The sequence below is a fragment of the Coralliovum pocilloporae genome (assembly GCF_030845175.1).
Classification (GTDB): Bacteria; Pseudomonadota; Alphaproteobacteria; order Rhizobiales; family Cohaesibacteraceae; genus Coralliovum; species Coralliovum pocilloporae.
On sequence record NZ_CP132542.1, the window covers coordinates 3,582,631 to 3,603,636 of the forward strand.

The window sequence follows — 21,006 nt, forward strand, 5'->3', positions numbered from 1 at the left end:
CTGAAACCCCAGCAGGCTGTCTGTTCATTATCCATATAAACCGTTTCACCCCTCGTTCACACTTCAAGTTCTCGGGATAAAACGTTACGTTGAAAAGGCATTCACCGCCGGTAGGCCAGCATCCAGTTCAGCGTCAATCTCCAGTCGGTCATGCGTATCGGTGTCCCGTGCGATCCCGTTTCAAAAAGCGTAAACCGGATCGGATACCCCGGATAAGACGACCGCACTTTCAGGAAGAACTTTTCCCGTTCTTTCCAGTCAAATACACTATCATTCGTTCCGTGGCCGATATAAATCGGCAGCCAGTTTCTCCGGCTTGCAAAGACGCTGGAGCGTAGAATGCTCGCGTCATGTCTACTGCCCATCAGCAGGATGCCGCTCATAAACGAGCGCGCAATATCATCCTTGGCAAGCTCCCAGCACAAAGCGCCACCGGCCGAACCACACGCAATGAAGATCGGAGCGCCAGAACTGCGTGCACCATAGTGGCGCAGCAGGCCACGAATATCCTGAACGCCCCCTGAGGAGAAATCACGCACATCCGGCGAAATATACAGCCCGCCATTACGGACCATGAGATTCTTGATCCGATTGAAGTTACCGCCGAATGTCCAGTCATTGACACCCTGATGGCGATTGCCGCCCTGACCATGAATGTAAAAGACAATCATCCGGGCACGATCGGTCTCACCAACCGTGTAATGTTTCACCGGGCGCCCGTTGACCTTGACAGTCTGAACACTCTGGGACCAGTTCGGCTTTTTCGAAACATAATAGGATTGTACCCGGCGCTCGGGGACCTCATCCCGCTTGTGAATGTCCCGGCGCTTGTCATATCCGACACGGACGTAATCGCCATTGTAGTAGCTTTCAACCACATGCGGATAAGCGAACAAATCGTCCTTATAGGGCTTCAGGCTTGCAGCCGATGCAACGCTCGCCCATCCGGCGACCAGTGCGAGGGCAACAGCACCCACAAAAGCAGTGAACATCTTGCTATGTCTGATCATGCGTTCTGCCTGATTTCCCCAAAACACGCGAATCCATCCCTCAAAACAGCCGGCAGAGTGCCACTAAACCGCAACCCGTTTGTGGTAGCTTGATAAACAATACAAGAAAGAGCAGACCAGCCAAGTCGAATCAGTAAATTCACCGTACTGATGAATTGCAAAGCGCGATAGCGCGGTCTCATCACATCCGGTTTATTGCCTTAAAGTAAGTCCCTCTCTTGAGGCTGACCGTCGACACCGATACAAATCTGTGGTGACGACTCATCATGCCTCTTACCTGCTCAGGATCCCGATCGATGAAAATAGCCACCTGGAATATCAACGGCATCAAGGCTCGGATCCAGAACCTGAAAAGCTGGCTGGAAGAGGCACAGCCGGACATCGCCTGCCTTCAGGAGATCAAGTCTGTGAGCGAAGGGTTCCCCTCCTCTACATTCGAAGACATGGGATACAACGTCGTTGTTCATGGCCAGAAGAGCTTCAACGGTGTTGCCATCCTCTCCAAGCTTCCGATTGAAGAGCAGCAGATCGGCCTCCCCGGCGATCCATCCGACGAACAGGCCCGCTTTATCGAGGTCCTCGTCTCAACACCATCGACGCCACTCCGGATTGGCGGGCTGTATCTGCCAAACGGCAATCCGGTCGATACGGAGAAGTATCCCTATAAGCTGGCCTGGATGGAACGTCTGTACCAGTTTGCCAAGGGGCGTCTTGAGTTGGAGGAGCCATTCCTGCTGGCCGGTGACTACAACATTATTCCCGCTGACGCGGATGTTCATGCCCCCGATGCCTGGAGAGGCGATGCCCTGTTCCGCCCGGAAAGCCATGCAGCCTATCGAAAGCTGTTGTCACTTGGCCTCACGGATGCTCTCTACGCGGTCAATGACAAGCCGGGTCAGTATACCTTCTGGGATTATCAGGCTGGCGCATGGCCGAAAAACAACGGCATTCGCATCGACCATCTCCTGCTGTCACCGGAAGCTGCAGATCGCCTGCAGACATGCCAGATCGACAAACACACCCGCGGATGGGAAAAACCATCCGATCATGTACCAGTCTGGATTAAGCTGGACGTCTGAACAGATTTACTCAGATACGCTGAATGTAATTGAGAACGGCCCATCGGATTCATCCGGCCGGTGAGCAATCAACCAGTCATCAGCAAGCTCCACAGCACGTCTGCGGATCACTTCTTCAGACAGGGAAAAGGCTTCTTCATGACGTTCCCTGATCCAGTCCTGATGACGGGATCCTTTGGCACTCTTGCGGGCGATCGTCAGCCATTTGAGGCCACGGATCGGATTGCGACGCCCGTCCACACCATGAAACAGCAGATCACCTAGCTCAGCCTGGGCCCGCAGATGCCCTTTCTTGGCTGCAAGCTTCAACCAGCGGGCGGCCATACGAAGGTCTTTCGGACGGCCATTGTCAGAATCAGACAGATAGATTCGCGCCAGGCGATATTGCGCATCCGCATCGCCGAAATAGGACGCCGCATAGGAATAGAACTTCTGAGCACGGCGTACATTGGGCTCGATAGCACTGTCCTGAATGCCCGTCATATAGTAGGAGCCAAGCTGCACAAAGGCATTGGCCACAAAGCGGGATCTGGGAGATGCTGGCGGGTCTTCCGCATAAGCATTGGCAATCCTTGAGAAGTACTCAAAGGCCTTGCCATCATCCTCATCAACACCATCGCCTTCGGCATACATTTTGCCGATTTTCCACTGAGCGATGGCATGCCCCTGCTCTGCTGCATATTGCAGGGCCTTGAAAGCTTCGTCCTTGCGGCCTGAATAATAGGCACGCGTTCCTGACATGAAAGCGTCCCGCGTTGATTCGGTTCCATCGCTCTGGTCAACGGAGCCATCAAACGCAGACGCAGGCGCGCAGAACATCAGCCCGGCCAGACCGGCTGCAAGCATCAATCGGGATCTACGCAGTGCCATTCAAATCAAGTCCTTCGGCATCAGGCAGCTGGAGCTGCCCACTCCGAACCATTCTAGAGGCTGTCGGTTAAACAAAGCCAAATCGTACGAAACATCTCACTCATGTACCGATCAGGCTTCGATCTGTCGTTGACCTACACTTACCCCACTTTGTGTCCGAATGTCGGCGCTTATGGAGAGGGAATGAGGCATCGTGCGCATTAAATTCGAAGCGTTGCAAAAATGTAACAAACACCGGTTCAAACGGGAACTTTCGATGGGGTTGATTCAAGTCATGGTCCACACATTCAAGGAAACGCAACTATCCTGACATAGACTGTTGTGATCAGGAGGGATTCACTATGGACGACAGGATCGAAGACACCCGTCAGCCTCAGACAGAAGAAACGTCTGTTGTAGAGACTGAAACAGAGGCCCCAACCGAAGCCGCCATGCCTGCGCTGGAAGAAGCCAAAGAGGTCGTGGCAGAGATCTCTGATGAGAATTCAGAGACAGTGCCACAGGATCTGTCAGTGCCCGCATCGGCTCAGGTTTTTGAGCAGGGTGTCTATCCCTACAAGACCAAGATGAAGCGGTCGCTTTACGAGCGCCGCAAGGCCGCGCTTCAGGTTGAGCTGCTCAAGGTCCAGCGCTGGGTGGAAGAAACAGGCGAACGGGTGGTTATCCTGTTCGAAGGCCGGGATGCCGCCGGTAAGGGTGGCACAATCAAACGCTTTATGGAGCATATGAACCCGCGTGCTGCCCGCGTTGTCGCTCTGACCAAACCAACGGAGCGGGAAAAGACACAATGGTATTATCAGCGCTATATCGAGCACCTTCCCTCTGCCGGTGAGATTGTGCTGTTTGACCGGTCCTGGTATAATCGCGCTGGCGTGGAGCGGGTGATGGGTTTCTGCTCTCCGAATGAGTATCTGGAATTCATGCGCCAGACGCCGGATCTGGAGCGCATGCTGGTCCGCTCAGGAATTCGCCTGTTCAAATACTGGTTCTCGGTCACCCAGGACGAACAGCTTAACCGTTTCGAATCCCGCGAGACCGACCCGCTCAAACAGTGGAAACTGTCTCCGATCGACAAGGCATCGCTGAACAAGTGGGATGACTACACCGAGGCCAAGGAAGCCATGTTCTTCTATACGGATACAGCGGATGCGCCTTGGACTATCATCAAGTCGAACGACAAGAAACGCGCGCGTCTCAACTGCATGCAGCACTTCCTGTCAAACCTGCCCTACCCGAACAAGAACAATAAAATCGTACACGATCCTGACCCACTGATCGTTGGGCACAGTGCCCATGTAATCGGTCAGAACGAGCATATTCTGGGCAAATCACTACACCCGGGCACAGCGGATTAGAGCGTGTTGCGCAAAAGTGCTACGTATCCTTCCAGTCAAGAAAAAAGGCGACGCTCACACAAGCGTCGCCCTTTTTGTTTCTGTATCCGGATCGTGATATCAGGCAGCACTGCCGAGACGCCCGAGCGCCTCTTTGACCTTAGCAAGAAGCTGAGCAGACTCATCCCGTCTGTCCCGCTGGTCCTGAATAACCTCAGCCGGTGCTTTGGACAGGAACTTCTCATTGGCCAGTTTGCCGTCAAGCTTGACGATCTCTTTCTCGATCTTGCCAATCTCTTTCTCAAGCCGGGCCTTCTCTGCGTCCAGATCGATGACCCCGGCAAGGCTCAGACAGACCGTTGTGGTTCCGACAACAATCTGCGCGGACCCCTCAGGTGCTTCCGAAGACAGGGACACGCTCTCGGTACGCGCCAGCCGGGCCAGTGCATTCTCATGCAGCCCGAGGCGGGTTTTGGTCAGCTCGTCTGCGCCAACAAAAACCAGCGGCACCTTGGCAGAAGCCGGGACGTTCATTTCCGACCGCACAGAACGAACCGACGTGATCACATCAATCAGCCAGTTGATTTCTTCGGCTGAGCCGTCATCTGTGGCCTCGACGTCTGGCCATGACTGGAAGCAGACCAGATCGCTATTGCCTGTCCGTGCCCACAATTCTTCCGTCATGAAGGGCATGAACGGGTGAAGTGCGACAAGAATCTGGTCGAGAACCCAAGCCGATGTTGCTCGCGTTTCCGCCTTTGCAACTTCGTCATCGCCATTCAGAATCGGCTTGATCAGTTCCACATACCAGTCGCAATAGATATTCCAGATAAACCGGTAGAGACCATTGGCTGCATCATTGAAGCGATAGGTCTCGATGCCCTCAGAAACAGACGCGATCATCTGCGCGGCTTCCGTGACAACCCAGCGGTTCACCGTCAGCTGAACTGAAGACGGGTCAAAATCCGCCTGACGAACACACTGGTTCATCTCGGCAAAACGGGCCGCATTCCAGAGCTTCGTACCAAAATTCCGATATCCGGCCACACGTCCTGTTGCCAGCTTGATGTCGCGGCCCTGGGCCGCCATGGCGGCAAGAGTGAACCGCACGGCATCGGCACCATATTCATCAACAAGTTCCAGAGGGTCGATCACATTCCCCTTCGACTTGGACATCTTGGCACCCTTCTCGTCACGGACAAGAGCATGCACATAGACCGTATGGAACGGTTCTTCCTTCATAAAATGAAGGCTCATCATCATCATCCGGGCAACCCAGAAGAAGATGATGTCAAAGCCCGTTACCAGAACATCGGTCTGATAGTAGCGGTCAAGCTCCGGGGTCTTTTCCGGCCAGCCAAGTGTTGAGAATGGCCACAGCGCGGACGAGAACCACGTATCCAGAACATCCTCATCCCGAACAAGTTCCACTGTCTCACCGTAATGGGCATCAGCAGCGGCCTGCGCCTCAGCCTCATTCAGCTCGACAAACACCTTGCCATCCGGGCCATACCAGGCCGGGATCTGATGCCCCCACCAGAGCTGACGGGAAATACACCAGGGCTGGATATTCTCCATCCAGTCGTAGTAGGTCTTTTCCCAGTTTTTCGGAACGAACTCTGTCCGCCCTTCTCTGACCGACGCAATGGCAGGCTTGGCAAGCTCACCGGCATTGACATACCACTGGTCTGTCAGCATCGGCTCAATCACAACGCCGGACCGGTCACCGAACGGCTGAGCAATGACCTTGTCTTCAACACCGCGGAAGAAACCCAGCTCCTCGATTTCCTGCAGCACCATCTTCCGGGCTTCGAAGCGATCAACCCCGTCATAACGCTCAGGAACATGGTTTTCCGGCGTCGAGATCATCCGCGCTTCCTTGTCCATCAGAACAATCAGCGGAATGTCATGACGTCGGGCCACCTCGAAGTCGTTGAAATCATGCGCACCAGTAATCTTCACCGCACCGGAGCCGAATTCAGGGTCCGGATACTCATCGGCAATGATCGGGATGTGGCGCTCGGCAATCGGCAGGCGGACCATCTTGCCAATCAGATTCTTGTAGCGCTCGTCCGAAGGATGAACAGCAACCGCGCCATCACCCAGCATGGTTTCAGGGCGCGTGGTCGCAATAACAATTTCCTCAATGCCATCAACCGGCCCATCGACCAGAGGATAGGCAAAGTGCCACATATGGCCGTCGACTTCCTTCTGCTCCACTTCAAGATCTGAAATAGCAGTCTGGAAGACAGGATCCCAGTTGACGAGACGCTTGTCCCGGTAGATCAGGTCATCCTTGTACAGCTCGACAAAGACCTTCAGAACGGCCTGCGACAGCCCCTCATCCATGGTGAACCGTTCACGTGACCAATCGCATGACGCTCCGAGACGACGCAGCTGGTTGATGATGGTTCCGCCCGATTCAGCCTTCCATTGCCAGACACGATCAATGAATGCATCCCGACCCATATCACGTCGACCAGGCAGGTTCTGCTGGGCCAGCTGGCGCTCAACAACCATCTGCGTTGCAATGCCGGCATGGTCCGTACCAGGCTGCCACAAGACATCCTTGCCACGCATACGCTCAAAGCGGCACATAACATCCTGAAGCGTATTGTTCAGTGCATGACCCATATGCAGAGATCCGGTCACGTTGGGCGGCGGAATCACGATGCAGAAACTGTCCTGCCCGTCTTTCTTGCCAGCACCAGCCTTGAAGGCTCCAGCCTGTTCCCACGCGTCATAAATGCGCGGCTCAACGGAGGCCGCATCAAAAGTCTTATCCAACATCATCATGTACCAGATCTGTAAGGTCCAAGTGCTGTTGTAAATAACAGCGATCGAACGCTGTCAACACGCATCCATAGGGATAACGCACAGAAGACCGTCTTTTTGAGAAAAGTCTCCGGGGAACGGATAAAGCAAAGGCCTTATCAAAGCACGATCAGCGCCGCGCCCCTCTGGAAACACGTTCGATCTCAGCCCGCACAAGCCGCTCTACGATACCAGGCAGATTATCATCCAGCCAGCCTTTCAGCATCGGACGAAGCATCTCCTGAATGAGGTCTTCAATCGTCCGTGCATTGCTGGAAATGATTGTATGCGCCAGATTGTCAAAAGCGGTAGACACAGCCGCATTGGCCTGCGGTGACAGAAGTGCTTCGGTCGCAGCGGCCTCGAGCTTCTCGTCAGACAGGCTCGCTGCAGCAGCAAGTGCAATATCCGTCATATCCGGCGCTTCGTCGACGACTTCCGGCTCGGGCTCCGGCTCTGCTTCATCAAAAGAGAAAACAACATCGTCTTCTTCAGGCGACATTTCCTCTACAAGCTCGAGAGGTTCCTCATCGATTTCAGCTTCAAGGGAGAGGTCAAGCGGCTCGTCTTCCGGCTCCTCCTCAACGGCAGGTGCAGGCTCCGGTTCAGGCGCATCGAACCCGCCATCAGCGGCAAACAGTTTCTCCAGATCATCTTCGGAGATATCTTCATCAGCCGCAGACGTCAGACCTTCAGATTCAGGTGTATCACCACCATCAGAAGCAAACAGCTTTTCGAGGTCGTCTTCGGAAATATCTTCATCAGCTGCAGATTCCAGACCTTCAGCCATATCAGCCTCCGGTTCAGTCTCTACTGCCGCAGTTTCGCCAGCTCCAGTTTCCTCATCGGATATAATACGCCGAATGGAAGCCAGAATCTCTTCCATCGACGGTTCCTGGACCGCATCCGCTTTACTCATGATCCCCCCGAAGAGGCTTGGCCGCTCTATCAGTTACGCGAATCTGCGTTGATTCGCCCCCCTCAACTATACGGGCTGGTTAAGAAAGATGAAACGGTCAGCAGAAAGAACCCGTGGATATCTTTCTGCGATCGCTGCTAGAAGTCGCACCAACCCGCATAAAGAACCACTAGATCTTGTAACTGCTAATGCGTCGCCCAGAGAGTGTTCCAGACGCGGACCATGCCTATTCCGGCACCCTCAGACCAAACCACTTGTCACGAACCTTGCCGTAATGCACTTCAGGCTCATAAACAGCAACCCGCAGATTGAGGGACCCGGCATCAAGCGTTCCCACAGATGAAAGCAGGGAAAACGCGGCGACCACACGGTCCCGCTGGGCCTGGCTCAACGCAATTTTCGCATCAATGAGCTCGCTCTGTGCATCCAGCACGTCAAGCGTGGTGCGCTGTCCGACTTTCCGCTCTTCAATCACACCTTCAAGAGCAAGCTGAGCTGCACGAACCTGAGAACGCGCCGCAATGACACTGGCACGGGCCGCATCGAAAGCTCCCCAGGAAGACAGAACCGCAGCCCTGATCTGATCACGAGCCACATCCACTTCAAGCTCGCTCTGGCCGAGTTGCTGCTTGGCCTGACGAACCCGGGAGTAAACAGAACCACCCTGATAAATCGGGACATTCAGACGCCCTACAATGCTAGCAGAGCGGATGTCATCCGGATTGGTATCGGAATCGAGGCCATATCTCTGGGAAACAGAGCCTTCCAGCGTGACTGTGGGATAAAGCTCGCCCTGGATTGTATCCACGTTGAAAGCCGCAACGTCACGATTGTGCAGAGCGGACAGAATAGCAGGATGACCACCCAAGGCCTGATCCATCGCCTGATTAAGAGACCGAGGCAGGAAACGGCTGATCGACAAACCAGGTCGCAGAGACCGCGGCTGGTGACCAACGAACTGTCTGTAGCTGGCGCGGGCTGTAATCAGATCTGACTTTGCCAGGTTATATTGTGATTCAGCAGCGCTCAGACGGGCCTGGGCCTGGGCAACATCAGTCCGGGTGCCTTCACCGACATTCAGACGCTCGCGCGCAGCTCGCAGCTGTTCTTTCAGAAAGGCAATGTTCTGATCACGCAATCCAACGACTGTTGTCGCCTGCACCACATCCATAAAGGCGGTTGCAACATTCAGGAACACGGTCTGTTCCGTATTGCGCAGGCCTTCACGTGCAGCAAGAACGGAAGATTCAGCAGCCTTTGTTGCGTTTACAGTCCGAAATCCACGGAAAATAGGCTGGATAATATTCAGAGAAACGCCAGCATCCTGACTGCGCCCGACACCACCCGGAGCATTCGTATCCGTCGCGGTCACATCACCATTGAGCGTCACAGTAGGACGATAACCTGACAATGCCTGTGGCACACCCTCATCGGTTGCCCGGACACCGGCACGCGCCGCATTCAATGTCGGGTTCTTGCTGTAAGCAGCAGCCAGAGCAGATGGCAGGGTTTCCGCAGATACTGTCCCAGGCCATGCAAGGCTGGACAGAAGAGCCGCTGTCACGATCCGAATATACACTTTGAGCCTCAAATCCTAAGGACCGCGAACGATATCAGGTCCACAGTCACCCTTACTGAACATGGTTAACCAATTCTAAATTGACCATTGAAACCTGCCCCTTCTCAACGGATAAATTGGCACCTACTCCCTTATTTCCGATAACACGTCAGTTTCTTCAAAATTCGAACCGATCTTCCGGCTCAAATCCAGTCAATGGCGGAATAGCCGTATTGAAAGCGATTCGGCCGCTTATCTGGTCACCAGAGCGAATATAAAGCATCGCCTGGGATGCCCGGCCATATCCCACAACGGCGACCAGTCGACCACCATCCTTGAGCTGCGCCTTCAAATCTTCCGGCACCTCAGAGACGGCGCCATTGATGAAGATAACATCATACGGGCCTTCAGAAGGATAGCCAGCCTTAAGATCCCCCTGCACCACAGCAACATTATCAACATCAGCTTCCGAAAGATGCTGCTCCACAGAAGACACCAGATCCTCGGTTTCTTCCAGAGCAACAACAGAATCCGCCAGACTGGCAAGCACAGCAGATGAATAACCGGAACCACAACCGATATCGAGCACCACATCTTCATTGCCAATATCAGCCAGCTGAACCAGTTTGGCAAAAGGAGACGGCTCCATAAGATATCGGTCACCGACTGGATCATCTCCAGCAGATAAACGGATATCCTCATCAATATAGGCCAGAGGATGAAGATTGGACGGAACGAAGACTTCGCGCGGGACCTGCCCCATAACTGACAGAACACGTGCATCCGTGACATCTGTGGTGCGGAGCTGGTTATCAACCATCTTGGTCCGCGCCGCTGCAAAATCAGTCATCATTGCCATTCCTGCCGAGTATGAGCAATCTACCCGCCTTGGTTTACCCTCGCTTCACGCCTGAGGCAAGGGCTCACAGTGGTGAATGTGGTATAATAAGGCGCATAACCTGGAAGTCGCATTTTCTGATCATGTCTGTGGATTAAGGGCTTGCATCCTCTGAAAGTCATGCTAATCATCTGCCCCGTGAAATGGCCTCGTGGCGGAGTGGTGACGCAGCGGATTGCAAATCCGTCAACCCCGGTTCGATTCCGGGCGAGGCCTCCATTTCCCCTTACAAGTAAAGATGTTGATGAAACGCATGTGACATGACCACGTGCGCAGGACTGTATGAAAAAGCCGCGGGATCGAACCCACGGCTTTATACTCATAAAGACTGCATCAACCCGGGAGCTATCGACCGACAGCTTCCTTTGGCAGCACAATATTGAATTGATCCCTGAGAGCATCATCAATATCGTTGGATATATGGCTCGGGAAACGTGTCGACAGAATCTCGTTCTTCATCTTTACCGCTTCCTCAATCAGATCCGGCCTGCCTTTTTCCACCCACTCCTTCGGACTGCTCCGGTCACCCAGAACCGGGTAGACATACTCCGTCTGCATCAGTGAAATAGTCTGGTCATGTCCCAGATAATGCCCGGGCCCTTCCGTGGTCACCTGCCTGATTGCTTCGATAGAGAGACTGTCCTCTGTCACCTCAATCCCGCGCACGCAGCGCAAAGCCTGCCCGAGCAGGTCGTTGTCGATGATGAGGCTTTCGAGACTGAAGCCCAGCAATGACGCATACATACCGACCGATTCATAGTTGAAGTTCAACCCGGCCAGACCGGTCATCACATTGCTGATCCCTCGCTCATAGCCAGCCTGCATGTCAGGAAGCTTGGCATCGCACATGCCGGTTGCCGCACCGCCAATCAGATCGTAATAGCGCGCCATCTGGGCACAGGCAGAAGACAGAAGTGCCTGCTCACCGGACCCGCCAGACATGGCACCCGTCCGCAGATCAGATACGAACGGCCAGGTGCCAAAGATCGCAGGCGCACCCTTCTTGATGGCATTTACATAGATAAGGCCAGCCAGCACCTCAGCCACGGCCTGCACCACCGCTCCGGCAATAGACGCAGGCGCTGTCGCTCCGGCCTGCCCCGCAGACAGCAGCAGAACGGGCATGTCCCCACGCACACAGACCTCCAGCACCGCACTGGCATCTTCGGCAAATTTCATCGGAGGCACGACAAAACAGTTGGAGTTACTGACGAATGGACGCGCACGCCATTTGTCTTCACCACCGGCGATGACATGGAGCATCTTGAGAACCTGCTCGGCGTTCTCAGGCGTCGTAATACTGGTTCCAACATGCTTTGTTGTGCCACGCAACGAGGCGTAAAGCGTGTTGATATCCATATCCAGCGGGTCAACTGTGTCGCGCGTCGTCAGCGGTCGCTGGAAGAAATGGACATTATCCAGCCCCTCCACAATCCGCGCGGCATCATAGAGGTCCTGAACGGTACTGTCGCGATAGGTGCGGTTCTCCACATCAACAGTATGAACAGCGGCCCCAGCCGTCCCGTAATAGACCTGATGGCCTTTCGGAGACATGTCATGCTTGGGATCAAAACCATGAAGGGTGAAATCACGGTTGGCACTGGCGATGATCTCCTCGACCAGACTCCGGGGGAATCTCAGCCTGCCATCATCACCATAAATGGCACCAATTGCCGTGCAGGCCTCAACGCAGCTCGGAATAGCATCGGCCATTCCGATTGTTTCCAGCACATCCATCACCGCTTCGTTGATACGGACCACATCCATTTCAGACAAGGGTTTGAATGTCCCACCTTCAAGCCCGGCCCTGACCGGACGAAGCTCCTCAGGTAGAGGAGCAGCCCGCTCGGCCCGCCGCGCATTGCGGCCTCCACGACGTGATTTCTTTTCTTCTGCCACTTCCGACATGGGCTCCCTACCTCCTCGAACCCATTGACATTGAAGCCGGTGCACACGCCCCGGCCACTATCCAGTCTAGATCAGCTTTTCATCGCACTGCCAGCGGGGTCATAAATCGGTTTTATCGATACATCCGCCGGATAACGGGTGCCAGCCACATCGATTTCATAGCGGGATGCCAGCATGTCAGTGGCGTTTTCTCCGTCACGGACAGGCACGTAACCAAGCCCGACTGCGCCTCCCAGCCAGTGTCCGTAATTGCCGGAAGCAATATAGCCAACAGCTTCACCATCCCGATAGATGATCTCATGGTGGAACAAAAGCGGTTCCGGATCCTGGAGCTTGAACTGCAGAAGGCGAAGCGAAAGCCCCTCCTCCTTCTTCTTCAGAACACCACCCCGACCGATAAACGGGCCGAAGCGTGTCTCAGCCTTATCCGTCTTCACCGCAAATCCGAGCCCGGCCTCAAGCACGTGATCTTCATCAGTAATATCGTGACCGAAGTGGCGGAAAGCCTTTTCGATACGACAGGAATCGAGAACGTGCAGACCGCATAACCTGAGGCCGAACTCATCGCCACGCTCCATAAGCGTGTCGAACACATGGCAGGCCTGGTCAGCAGAAACATAAAGCTCCCAGCCAAGCTCGCCCACATAAGAGACACGATGGGCGCGAACAACGCCCATGCCGATTTCAATCTCCTGAACCGATCCGAACGGGAAATCATCATTCGCCAATGATTGCGGCGTCAGTGGCTGGAGGAAGTCACGCGCCTTCGGTCCCATAATACAGAAGACGGATTCAAGCGCCGTCACATCCGTGACAACACAATGCGCGCCTTCCGGCATATTCCGCTCAAGCCAGCTCTTGTTACGCGGCAAGGTCGCCGCCGGAGTAATCACAAGGAACGCTGTCTCGCTCAAACGGCTGACGGTGACGTCAATTTCAATGCCGCCTTTCTGGTTCAGCCAGGTCGTATAGATCAGACGGCCAACCGGGATATCGATGTCGTTTGAGGAGATATACTGCAGCACCTCGAGAGCATCAGCCCCTTCGACCCGCAGCTTGCCAAAGGACGTCATATCGAAGAAGCCCACATGCTCACGGACGGCCTTGTGCTCAGCAGCAGAATAGTCAAACCAGTTCTGACGCCTCCAGGAATACTCGTATTCCGCTGTCTTGCCCTCGGCCTTCTCCTCCGGCGGCAGGAACCAGTTGGCACGTTCCCAACCGGCAACTTCACCCATGCAAGCCCCGCGCTCCACAAGGCGATCGTGAATAGGCGACCGACGCACCCCGCGGGCTGTGGCAAACTGGCGATACGGGAAGTGATCCGCATACAAAAGCCCGAGAACTTCCGTCGCCCGATTGTAGAGATAGGTCTTGTTGTTCTGAATGTTGTGGAACCGGCGGATATCAACGGCAGACAGATCAAACGGCGCCTCTCCGGCATCCATCCATTCAGCAAGGGCGCGCCCTGCACCACCGGATGACACGATACCGACCGAGTTAAACCCGCACATATTGTAGAAATTCTTCAGCTCCGGAGCTTCACCCATGATCCATTGATCGTCCGGTGTAAAGCTTTCCGGCCCATTGAAGAAGGTGTGAATACCGGCAGTTTCAAGGATTGGCAGACGGTTGACCGCAGCTGACAGGATCGGTTCGAAATGATCAAAATCCTCGGGAAGCTGGTCAAAACAGAAATCTTCGGAAATCCCGTCCATACCCCACGGCTTGGCCACCGGTTCAAACGCACCGAGCAGGATCTTTCCAGCATCTTCCTTGTAGTATGCGCATTCGTCCGGCACACGCAGAACCGGCAGATTGGACGGCAGATCAGGGATGGGTTCAGTCACAATATAGAAGTGCTCACAGGCGTGGAGCGGCACTTTCACCCCGGCCATCTTGCCCACATGATGGCCCCACATTCCCGCGCAGTTCACCACGTATTCAGCTTCGATGTCACCCTGATCGGTGGAAACACCGGTCACCCGGCCATCTTTCTGATGGATCGCTGTTACCTTGATATTCTCAAAGACCTGGGCTCCCATCTGGCGGGCTCCCTTGGCCATGGCAAGGGTCACGTTCGCCGGGTCGGCCTGACCATCCGCACCAATCCAGAGACCGCAATGGACATCATCCGCATTCAACAGAGGGTATCTTGCCTTGGTTTCTGCCGGTGAGACGATTTCACATTCGAGACCATAAAAGGATGCCGCGGCAGCCAGGCGCTTTGCCTCCTCGGCCCGGTGTTCGGACAAGGCCGGCAGAATGGAACCGTTACGTTTGAAGCCAGTGGAAATATCCGTCTCGGCTTCAATCGTCTCATAGAGATGTGCCGAGTATTGCGTGATCTTCTGGATGCTCGGGCTTGGGCGGGACTGACCAATAAGGCCCGCAGCATGCCAGGTGGTCCCCGATGTCAGCTGCTTCCGCTCAAGCAGAACGATATCGGTCCAGCCAAGCTTGGCAAGATGATAAGCCACTGATGATCCGGCAACACCACCGCCAATAATCACCGCTTTCGCCTGTTTCGGCAGAGTTTTCTCAGACATTGTTTTTCCCCGCAATCCAGTTCATGGCATTCGATTAATCAAACGCGTGAAGGCAGGAGCAGAGCCCCTGCCTTGCTGCATCAGGCTCTCAAACGCTCATTGTTCGGATCGTAAAGATCATTGGCGGAAACCGTTGCTTTGCGACGAACCCCGAGAATCTCGATTTCGAGTTCTGTACCCGGTACGGCAAGATCAGCCTCAAGGGCACAGAGTGCAATGGACTGCCCGGTTCTGTGTCCATAACCACCAGCCAGCACCAGGCCGACACGCTCGTCACCCTTGAAGATGGTAGAGAGATAGACAGAGTCCGCAGGCCCATCCTCAACAACCATGGTCGCAAAGCCTGTCCTTGCCCCATTGTCCCGCGAGGCCTCAAGCGCTTCCTTACCGATAAAGTCAGGCTTATCAAACTTGATCCAGCGATCCAGACCGGATTCAGTCATCAGGTAATCAGAGGTCAGATCGCCTTTCCAGGACCGATAGCCTTTCTCAAGCCGCATGGAATCAAGAGCAAACATACCGAAGTCGCGAATGTTGTGCTCTTTGCCGGCTTCAAGAATGCGCTGGTAGGTCTGGATGGCATTTTCCATCGGGACATGGATTTCCCATCCCAGTTCCCCAACATAAGACACCCGGATGGCATGCCCCCGAGCCATACCGATTTCCATCGGCTGGTGGGTCAACCAGGGGAAAGCCTCGTTCGAGAAGTCCTGATGGCTGTAATAGGCCAGATTGTCCATGACACCACGGGCCCTGGCACCGGTCACCACAAAAGCTGTCCAGCGGCTGGTGATGTCTTCAACCTTCACAGACCCGTCGTCCGGCAGGTTCTGCATCAGCCAGTCCCTGTCATGCCAATGGGCACCTGCGCCTGTCAGCAGCCAGAAATGGTTGTCAGAGAACCGTGTCAGAGACATCTCGGTCAGAACCTTGCCCTTCGGCGTGGCGAAATAGACAAGACCAATACGGCCCGACTTGACCAGACCGCCAGTCACCATCTTGCGCAGCCAGTCCGCAGCTCCTTCACCGGTAACTTCAAAGCGGCTGAAACCCGGCAGTTCCAGAACACCGACATTCTCAGCCACATGGCGACATTCATCACCAACCCGATCAAACCAGTGCTGGCGATCATAAGAGGTCGCCGTGCCTCTGGTGTCGCCGTCCATCGGGAACCAGTTCGGCCGCTCCCAGCCGCCATATGGGCCAAACTCTGCCCCTTTTGCTTCCAGGAGAGGATAAGTCGGAGACGTTTTGGCTGGACGACCAGCGGGCCATGTCATCTGCGGAAAATGCATGGCGTATTCATGGCTGTAGACCTGAATGGCTGTCTTGACCGCATATTCCTGGGTCACGTGATCCGTGAAACGCCGCGGGTCGACTGCCCAGCTGTCAAATTCAGTTTCACCTTCCACAATCCATTCGGCAACCGTCTTGCCAGCACCACCTGACTGAACAATCCCGAAGGTAAAGACACAGGCTTCATAAGCATTGGGAACGCCCGGCATCGGACCGATTAGCGGATTGCCATCAGGCGCGTAAGGAATGGGTCCGTTGACCACGCGGGTGATACCGCCAGTACCGAGCAGTGGCACGCGGGCGCAGGCATCCTCAATATGCCATTCGATGCGCTCCAGATCATCCGGCCAGAGCTGGAAGGAGAAGTCAGCCGGCATCGGATCATCTTTTGATACCCAGTGCGCCTTACAATTTGGCTCATATGGCCCAAGCAGAAGGCCGTTCTTCTCCTGACGGAGATAATAGGAACTGTCCGGGTCGCGCAGAAGCGGCAGGAGTTTGCCATACTCTTCCAGCTCAGGCAGTTCTTCGGTGATCAGATATTGGTGCGCGAGCGAGACGCACGGCACATTGCGGCCAAAGAAACGGCCAATCTCATGGGCTCGATATCCGGCTGCATTGACGATCTTCTCACAACGGATCGTGCCCTTTTCGGTTTTCACCACCCATTCATCATTCTCACGATAGACATTGGTGACAGGGCAGAAGCGAACGATCTTACAGCCAAGATCACGGGCACCTTTCGCATAGGCCTGGGTCAACTGCGCCGGATCGATATCACCATCAAGCGGATCCCAGCACCCACCTTCCAGATCATGGGTCTCGAGGAACGGATAGACCTCTTTCATCTCCGCATTGGTCATCATGTCGAACTCAAGTCCCATGCTACGGGCCATGGAACAGACATGCTTGAACTCATCCATACGTTCTTTGGTATGCGCCAGTCGGATCGCACCCGTGACGTGATAGTTCATCGGATAGTCGACTTCCTCGCCAAGCGTTCTGTAGAGCTTGTTCGAATAACTCTGCAGCTTCATCATCGACCATGAACCGACAAAGTTAGGGCAGTTCCCCGCCGCATGCCAGCTTGAGCCTGATGTCAGCTCATTCTTTTCAATGAGAACCGCATCCGTGCATCCCATTTTGCCCAGATGATACAGAGTTGAACAGCCGACGGCACCGCCGCCAATGATGACAACCTGCGCATGAGATGGAAGATCTGCCATATCACCCCTCCCGAGGGTTATTAGGGTCCTGACCCTAGGGTCAGGACCTAGTAAACTGGTGGCGCAATGACCCAGATGACAACGGCGGCTTCATCCCCGGAGTTACGCCATCTGTGCGGTTCATTGCGAAAACGGAAACTGTCGCCGGGACCAACCTGAAAAAACCGGTCTCCGACCCAAAGATCCAGATTGCCGGACACCACATACCCGGCTTCCTCTGTCTCTCTCTGATTAAACTCTTCAAGTTCCGCACCCGCCGAGAAAACGGAGCGGAAAATCTCGAATTCTCCGCCAAGGTCAGGCGACAGAAGCTCTTCGGTCAGCCCTTGCGAGTTCTCCCCTAGAACCCGGCGACTTTCAGCCCGAACAACATAGCCGCGCTCATCATCCGGAGCACCATCATGCACAAAGAAGAAGCCACGCGGGACCTCAAAGACTTCTGCGAGACGTCCAAGGTCACTCATGGAAATGTCAGACTTCCCACGCTCCACCTGGCTGAGCCACCCAACAGAGCGGCCAAGACGCAGAGCCAGCTCGCTCAACGTCAACCCCCTCGACTTCCGAAGCGCCCTGAGATCATCTCCCAGTGATCGACGTCCTGCTTCCGATATCTGCTGTGCGTGTCCCATATGATGATCGACTGCGCCTTTAGTGAAAATTTCTCGTATAATTTCACATAACTATAAAATGTCTAGGGAAATTCAATTCAAGCCAGGAATCTAGCGATAGGAGAAAGCTTAAAAAAAACAAAAACTTACAAATCAACCAAGCTAATTTCAGCAAATTCTATCGATTGGAAAGGCTTTTTCGATTGAAAGAACCGCCAGAAACTCTGGCGTCAAAAAACCCAAAACCCGGGATCGCAAAATACGAATTGACCCGTGACAGAAAAGAGCGCGAGATCAGATCCTTGAGAACAGGATCAGGCACACTGGAAGCCGGGAGGGTTATGGATGAACATGTCAGCCGATTTGTGTCGAGAACTCAAAGTCATCGCATCTGTGCCGGAAGACGAAGCGCTCTCCCTCAGTGGCCATCATTATTCCAACTCGGCCTATTTCGAGTACGAACGACAGACCGTGCTGCGAAAATCCTGGCATGTGCTTGGGCGCGTTGATGAACTTCCGGAAGCTGGCGATTACTTCACCACTCAGGTTCTTGATGAGCCACTGCTTATCGTCCGCGGTGACGATGGCAGGATCAGGGTGCTGTCAAATGTCTGCCGCCACCGGTTCATGCCTGTTGCCGAAGGGGCCGGCAATCGCAAACGCTTTACCTGTCGCTATCATGCCTGGAGCTACAAGCGCGACGGGTCACTGTTCGCTGCCCCGCGCATTCCCAAAGAACGCCTCAATCCGGAGAAATGTGGCCTCCCGGAATTCCGCTCGGAAATCTGGCAGGGCTTTATCTATGTAACTCTCGACCCGGACGCTGAATCCCTCAGTGCACAGCTCGGCGATCTCGACAAGTTCATTGGTCATTTCGAACCAGAGCGCATGCAGCTGATCCATATGGCGGAAGAGGTCTGGAACTGTAACTGGAAATGCCTGATTGAGAACTTCATGGAGGCCTATCACCTCTCTGTGGTGCACAAGGCCACACTGCTTCCCTATACCCCAACCGAGCTGAGCCGAAAGGCCGGACGGGCCCGAGCCTTTACGAGCTATATCGCCCACTATCCAGAAACTGCAGAACGACGCTTTAAAGGCGCAGATGGCCTCAGTGAAGAAGACAAGCACCAGTCAAGGCTGTTCTGTGTTTTCCCGACCCACCTGGCCAGTCATTCAGCAGGCTTACTCGTTTCCTTGTCCCTGAAACCTGAAGCCGTTGACAAGGTTCGGGTTCGTTGGACAATGTCCATGCACCCGAACGACATTGCCAACGGCTCTGTCGACCGGCATATTGCTCTTTGGACCGAGGTAAACCGGGAAGACCGCGAGAAACTGGAAGCCATGCAGAGTGGTCTTGCCTCAAGCACAGCCCATTCAGGGCCCCTCGCCCCGGCAGACCTTGAAGGAACGATCTGGGATTTCTACCAGTATCTCTCCGAACATGTGGAAGACGTGGAATCCTCGGGGTCCTAGAGTCAAGACTCAGCCATTCCCCCAACGGGCATGGAACAGGATACGTGCTGCCGATCCTCAGGGATCGGCCAGACCACCAAATCGAGCGGCTCAGGCAATCCTGCAACACTGGCCCGCTCCCTCACCTGGTGCGGAAGTGTGGACACATACCCCGTACGCTGAGCTTTCAGAAAACAGGCCTGGCTGGTCACAAACCGTGACCCGAGGGTTTTATTGGCATCTTCAAGCTTTGCCGTTCTGTTGACCGGATCACCAATCACCGTGAATTCCAACCTTTCCGCAACACCAACGATGCCGACCATCACCTGTCCATGATCAACGGCCAGGCCGATCGAAAAGGCTCCCGGCCAGCCCAGCTCCATGAACGAGCATTCCTCCTGCTCCATGACCTGGATAATACGCTCTGCGCAGGTGAGCGCGGCAGAAGCGCAGTGCTCCAGCTCTCCGACAGCGCCAAATGTCGCCAGAATCCCGTCACCAAGAAACTTGTCAACGCTCCCGCCCGCTTCCTCAATGATGGGCACGACCAGTCCCTGATAACGGGCCAGAATGCGAATGGCTGTCTCTGGGGGCAAATCTGCTGAAATGCCAGTAAACCCTCGCACATCGACCAGAAGGACCGACACGTCACGCGTTTCACCTTCACCAGCACTCAAGCCGTTTTCTGACGTGGTGATTGATCGGGCCACATCAGCTGAGAAAAACCGCTGCAGATCCCGGGCCGCTGTCTGACTACTGACAGAATTGAACAGAAGCGCCTTACCGCGTTTCAGCATCAGAGCAAGAATGATCGTGACAGCCACAATCACGGTAAGCTTGTCGATCTCCGCCCCGATCAGAATGGCATCGCTGGTGATATAATCCACATAATTCCGGGTCACCCGCATCCGGTCCATATCCGACAGGACCGCAAAGCCAAGCATGCCAACCCAGCCAATCACCGCAACCAGTCCGGTGAACAACACATAACGCGCGTCAAAGCGCAAAGACCGCAATGCGATGAACAGGAACAAATAGAGGAATGTAGGCGCTTTCAGATAGAAGGCCGGATGCTGGCCATACTGGATATGAAAGCTGAAGATAATCCCGAGGAGCAGCGAGACATCGATAAAAATCGACAGAATAACCAGCCAATTCGGCATCAGCCGCTGATGCGCCAGAACCACTCGAACCACGGTGAACAGGAAATAGCTTCCAAGTGCGATTGGAACAAAGTTGGCCCCAAAGTCACCGCCTTCCGCGCGCGGGGCGAACAGATAAAGTGTTCCGAAAAGGGAAATGATAAGGAGTTGAATCCAGCCGATAAGAATCTCGGCAGAATCCTGCTGGTTCCTGATTTCGTTGACGACGCGCTGCGGAACATCCAGCCTCGATTGCCCCACATCAAATCCGGTCAGCGTTCTAAGTCGCTCAAGAAATGCCATAAATCAGATTACGCCCATGCCTCGCTGCGCACTACAT

General features: G+C 54.5%; 14 protein-coding genes and 1 tRNA gene. 4 read left to right on the plus strand and 11 right to left on the minus strand.

The features are described from left to right. Window positions 1–101 precede the first annotated feature (101 nt). Window positions 102–1,010, minus strand: coding sequence for an alpha/beta hydrolase (locus RA157_RS16255; protein ID WP_350334169.1), 909 nt, complete (start codon window positions 1,008–1,010; stop codon window positions 102–104). Window positions 1,011–1,306: 296 nt separating this feature from the next. Here RA157_RS16255 and xth point away from each other — a divergent pair, with 296 nt between their 5' ends. Next, entirely contained in the window at window positions 1,307–2,089 is a 783-nt protein-coding gene (gene xth, locus RA157_RS16260) for an exodeoxyribonuclease III (RefSeq protein WP_350334170.1), read from the plus strand. Between the two features lie 6 nt (window positions 2,090–2,095). On the opposite strand, the gene RA157_RS16265 is transcribed toward xth, so the two are convergent. Further along, complete coding sequence (locus RA157_RS16265; RefSeq protein ID WP_350334171.1) at window positions 2,096–2,959, minus strand: tetratricopeptide repeat protein; 864 nt, start codon at window positions 2,957–2,959, stop codon at window positions 2,096–2,098. Between the two features lie 341 nt (window positions 2,960–3,300). Here RA157_RS16265 and ppk2 point away from each other — a divergent pair, with 341 nt between their 5' ends. Continuing rightward, entirely contained in the window at window positions 3,301–4,314 is a 1,014-nt protein-coding gene (gene ppk2 / locus RA157_RS16270) for a polyphosphate kinase 2 (protein ID WP_350334172.1), read from the plus strand. Window positions 4,315–4,413: 99 nt separating this feature from the next. Here ppk2 and RA157_RS16275 read toward each other — a convergent pair whose 3' ends face one another. The 4 genes from RA157_RS16275 to RA157_RS16290 form a co-directional block, all read right to left on the minus strand. After that, on the minus strand, window positions 4,414–7,083 hold the full coding sequence (locus RA157_RS16275; protein WP_350336230.1) for a valine--tRNA ligase: 2,670 nt from the start codon (window positions 7,081–7,083) through the stop codon (window positions 4,414–4,416). Between the two features lie 154 nt (window positions 7,084–7,237). Further along, the gene (locus RA157_RS16280) at window positions 7,238–8,026 is read right to left on the minus strand and encodes a PopZ family protein (protein ID WP_350334173.1); all 789 of its coding nucleotides are present in this window, start codon (window positions 8,024–8,026) and stop codon (window positions 7,238–7,240) included. 226 nt (window positions 8,027–8,252) lie between these two features. After that, the gene (locus RA157_RS16285; RefSeq protein WP_350334174.1) at window positions 8,253–9,605 is read right to left on the minus strand and encodes a TolC family outer membrane protein; all 1,353 of its coding nucleotides are present in this window, start codon (window positions 9,603–9,605) and stop codon (window positions 8,253–8,255) included. 157 nt (window positions 9,606–9,762) lie between these two features. Beyond that, window positions 9,763–10,437: a protein-L-isoaspartate O-methyltransferase family protein gene (locus RA157_RS16290; protein ID WP_350334175.1), complete on the minus strand. Its 675-nt coding sequence runs from the start codon at window positions 10,435–10,437 to the stop codon at window positions 9,763–9,765. A 190-nt stretch (window positions 10,438–10,627) separates the two neighbouring features. Here RA157_RS16290 and RA157_RS16295 point away from each other — a divergent pair. Beyond that, window positions 10,628–10,701, plus strand: a tRNA-Cys gene (locus tag RA157_RS16295). Window positions 10,702–10,827: 126 nt separating this feature from the next. Here the strand turns inward: RA157_RS16295 and RA157_RS16300 are convergent. From RA157_RS16300 to RA157_RS16315, 4 genes are all read right to left on the minus strand, one after another. After that, complete coding sequence (locus tag RA157_RS16300; protein WP_350334176.1) at window positions 10,828–12,390, minus strand: trimethylamine methyltransferase family protein; 1,563 nt, start codon at window positions 12,388–12,390, stop codon at window positions 10,828–10,830. 71 nt (window positions 12,391–12,461) lie between these two features. Beyond that, window positions 12,462–14,939, minus strand: coding sequence for a GcvT family protein (locus RA157_RS16305; RefSeq protein ID WP_350334177.1), 2,478 nt, complete (start codon window positions 14,937–14,939; stop codon window positions 12,462–12,464). Between the two features lie 80 nt (window positions 14,940–15,019). Continuing rightward, complete coding sequence (locus RA157_RS16310; RefSeq protein WP_350334178.1) at window positions 15,020–17,461, minus strand: GcvT family protein; 2,442 nt, start codon at window positions 17,459–17,461, stop codon at window positions 15,020–15,022. A gap of 47 nt (window positions 17,462–17,508) precedes the next feature. Continuing rightward, complete coding sequence (locus RA157_RS16315; RefSeq protein ID WP_350334179.1) at window positions 17,509–18,090, minus strand: helix-turn-helix domain-containing protein; 582 nt, start codon at window positions 18,088–18,090, stop codon at window positions 17,509–17,511. Window positions 18,091–18,414: 324 nt separating this feature from the next. On the opposite strand from RA157_RS16315, the gene RA157_RS16320 reads away from it, so the two are divergent. Continuing rightward, a complete protein-coding gene (locus RA157_RS16320; RefSeq protein WP_350334180.1) occupies window positions 18,415–19,545 on the plus strand; it encodes an aromatic ring-hydroxylating oxygenase subunit alpha in 1,131 nt (376 codons plus the stop codon). A gap of 2 nt (window positions 19,546–19,547) precedes the next feature. Here RA157_RS16320 and RA157_RS16325 read toward each other — a convergent pair whose 3' ends face one another. Beyond that, the gene (locus RA157_RS16325) at window positions 19,548–20,969 is read right to left on the minus strand and encodes an adenylate/guanylate cyclase domain-containing protein (RefSeq protein ID WP_350334181.1); all 1,422 of its coding nucleotides are present in this window, start codon (window positions 20,967–20,969) and stop codon (window positions 19,548–19,550) included. Between the last annotated feature and the right edge of the window lie 37 nt (window positions 20,970–21,006).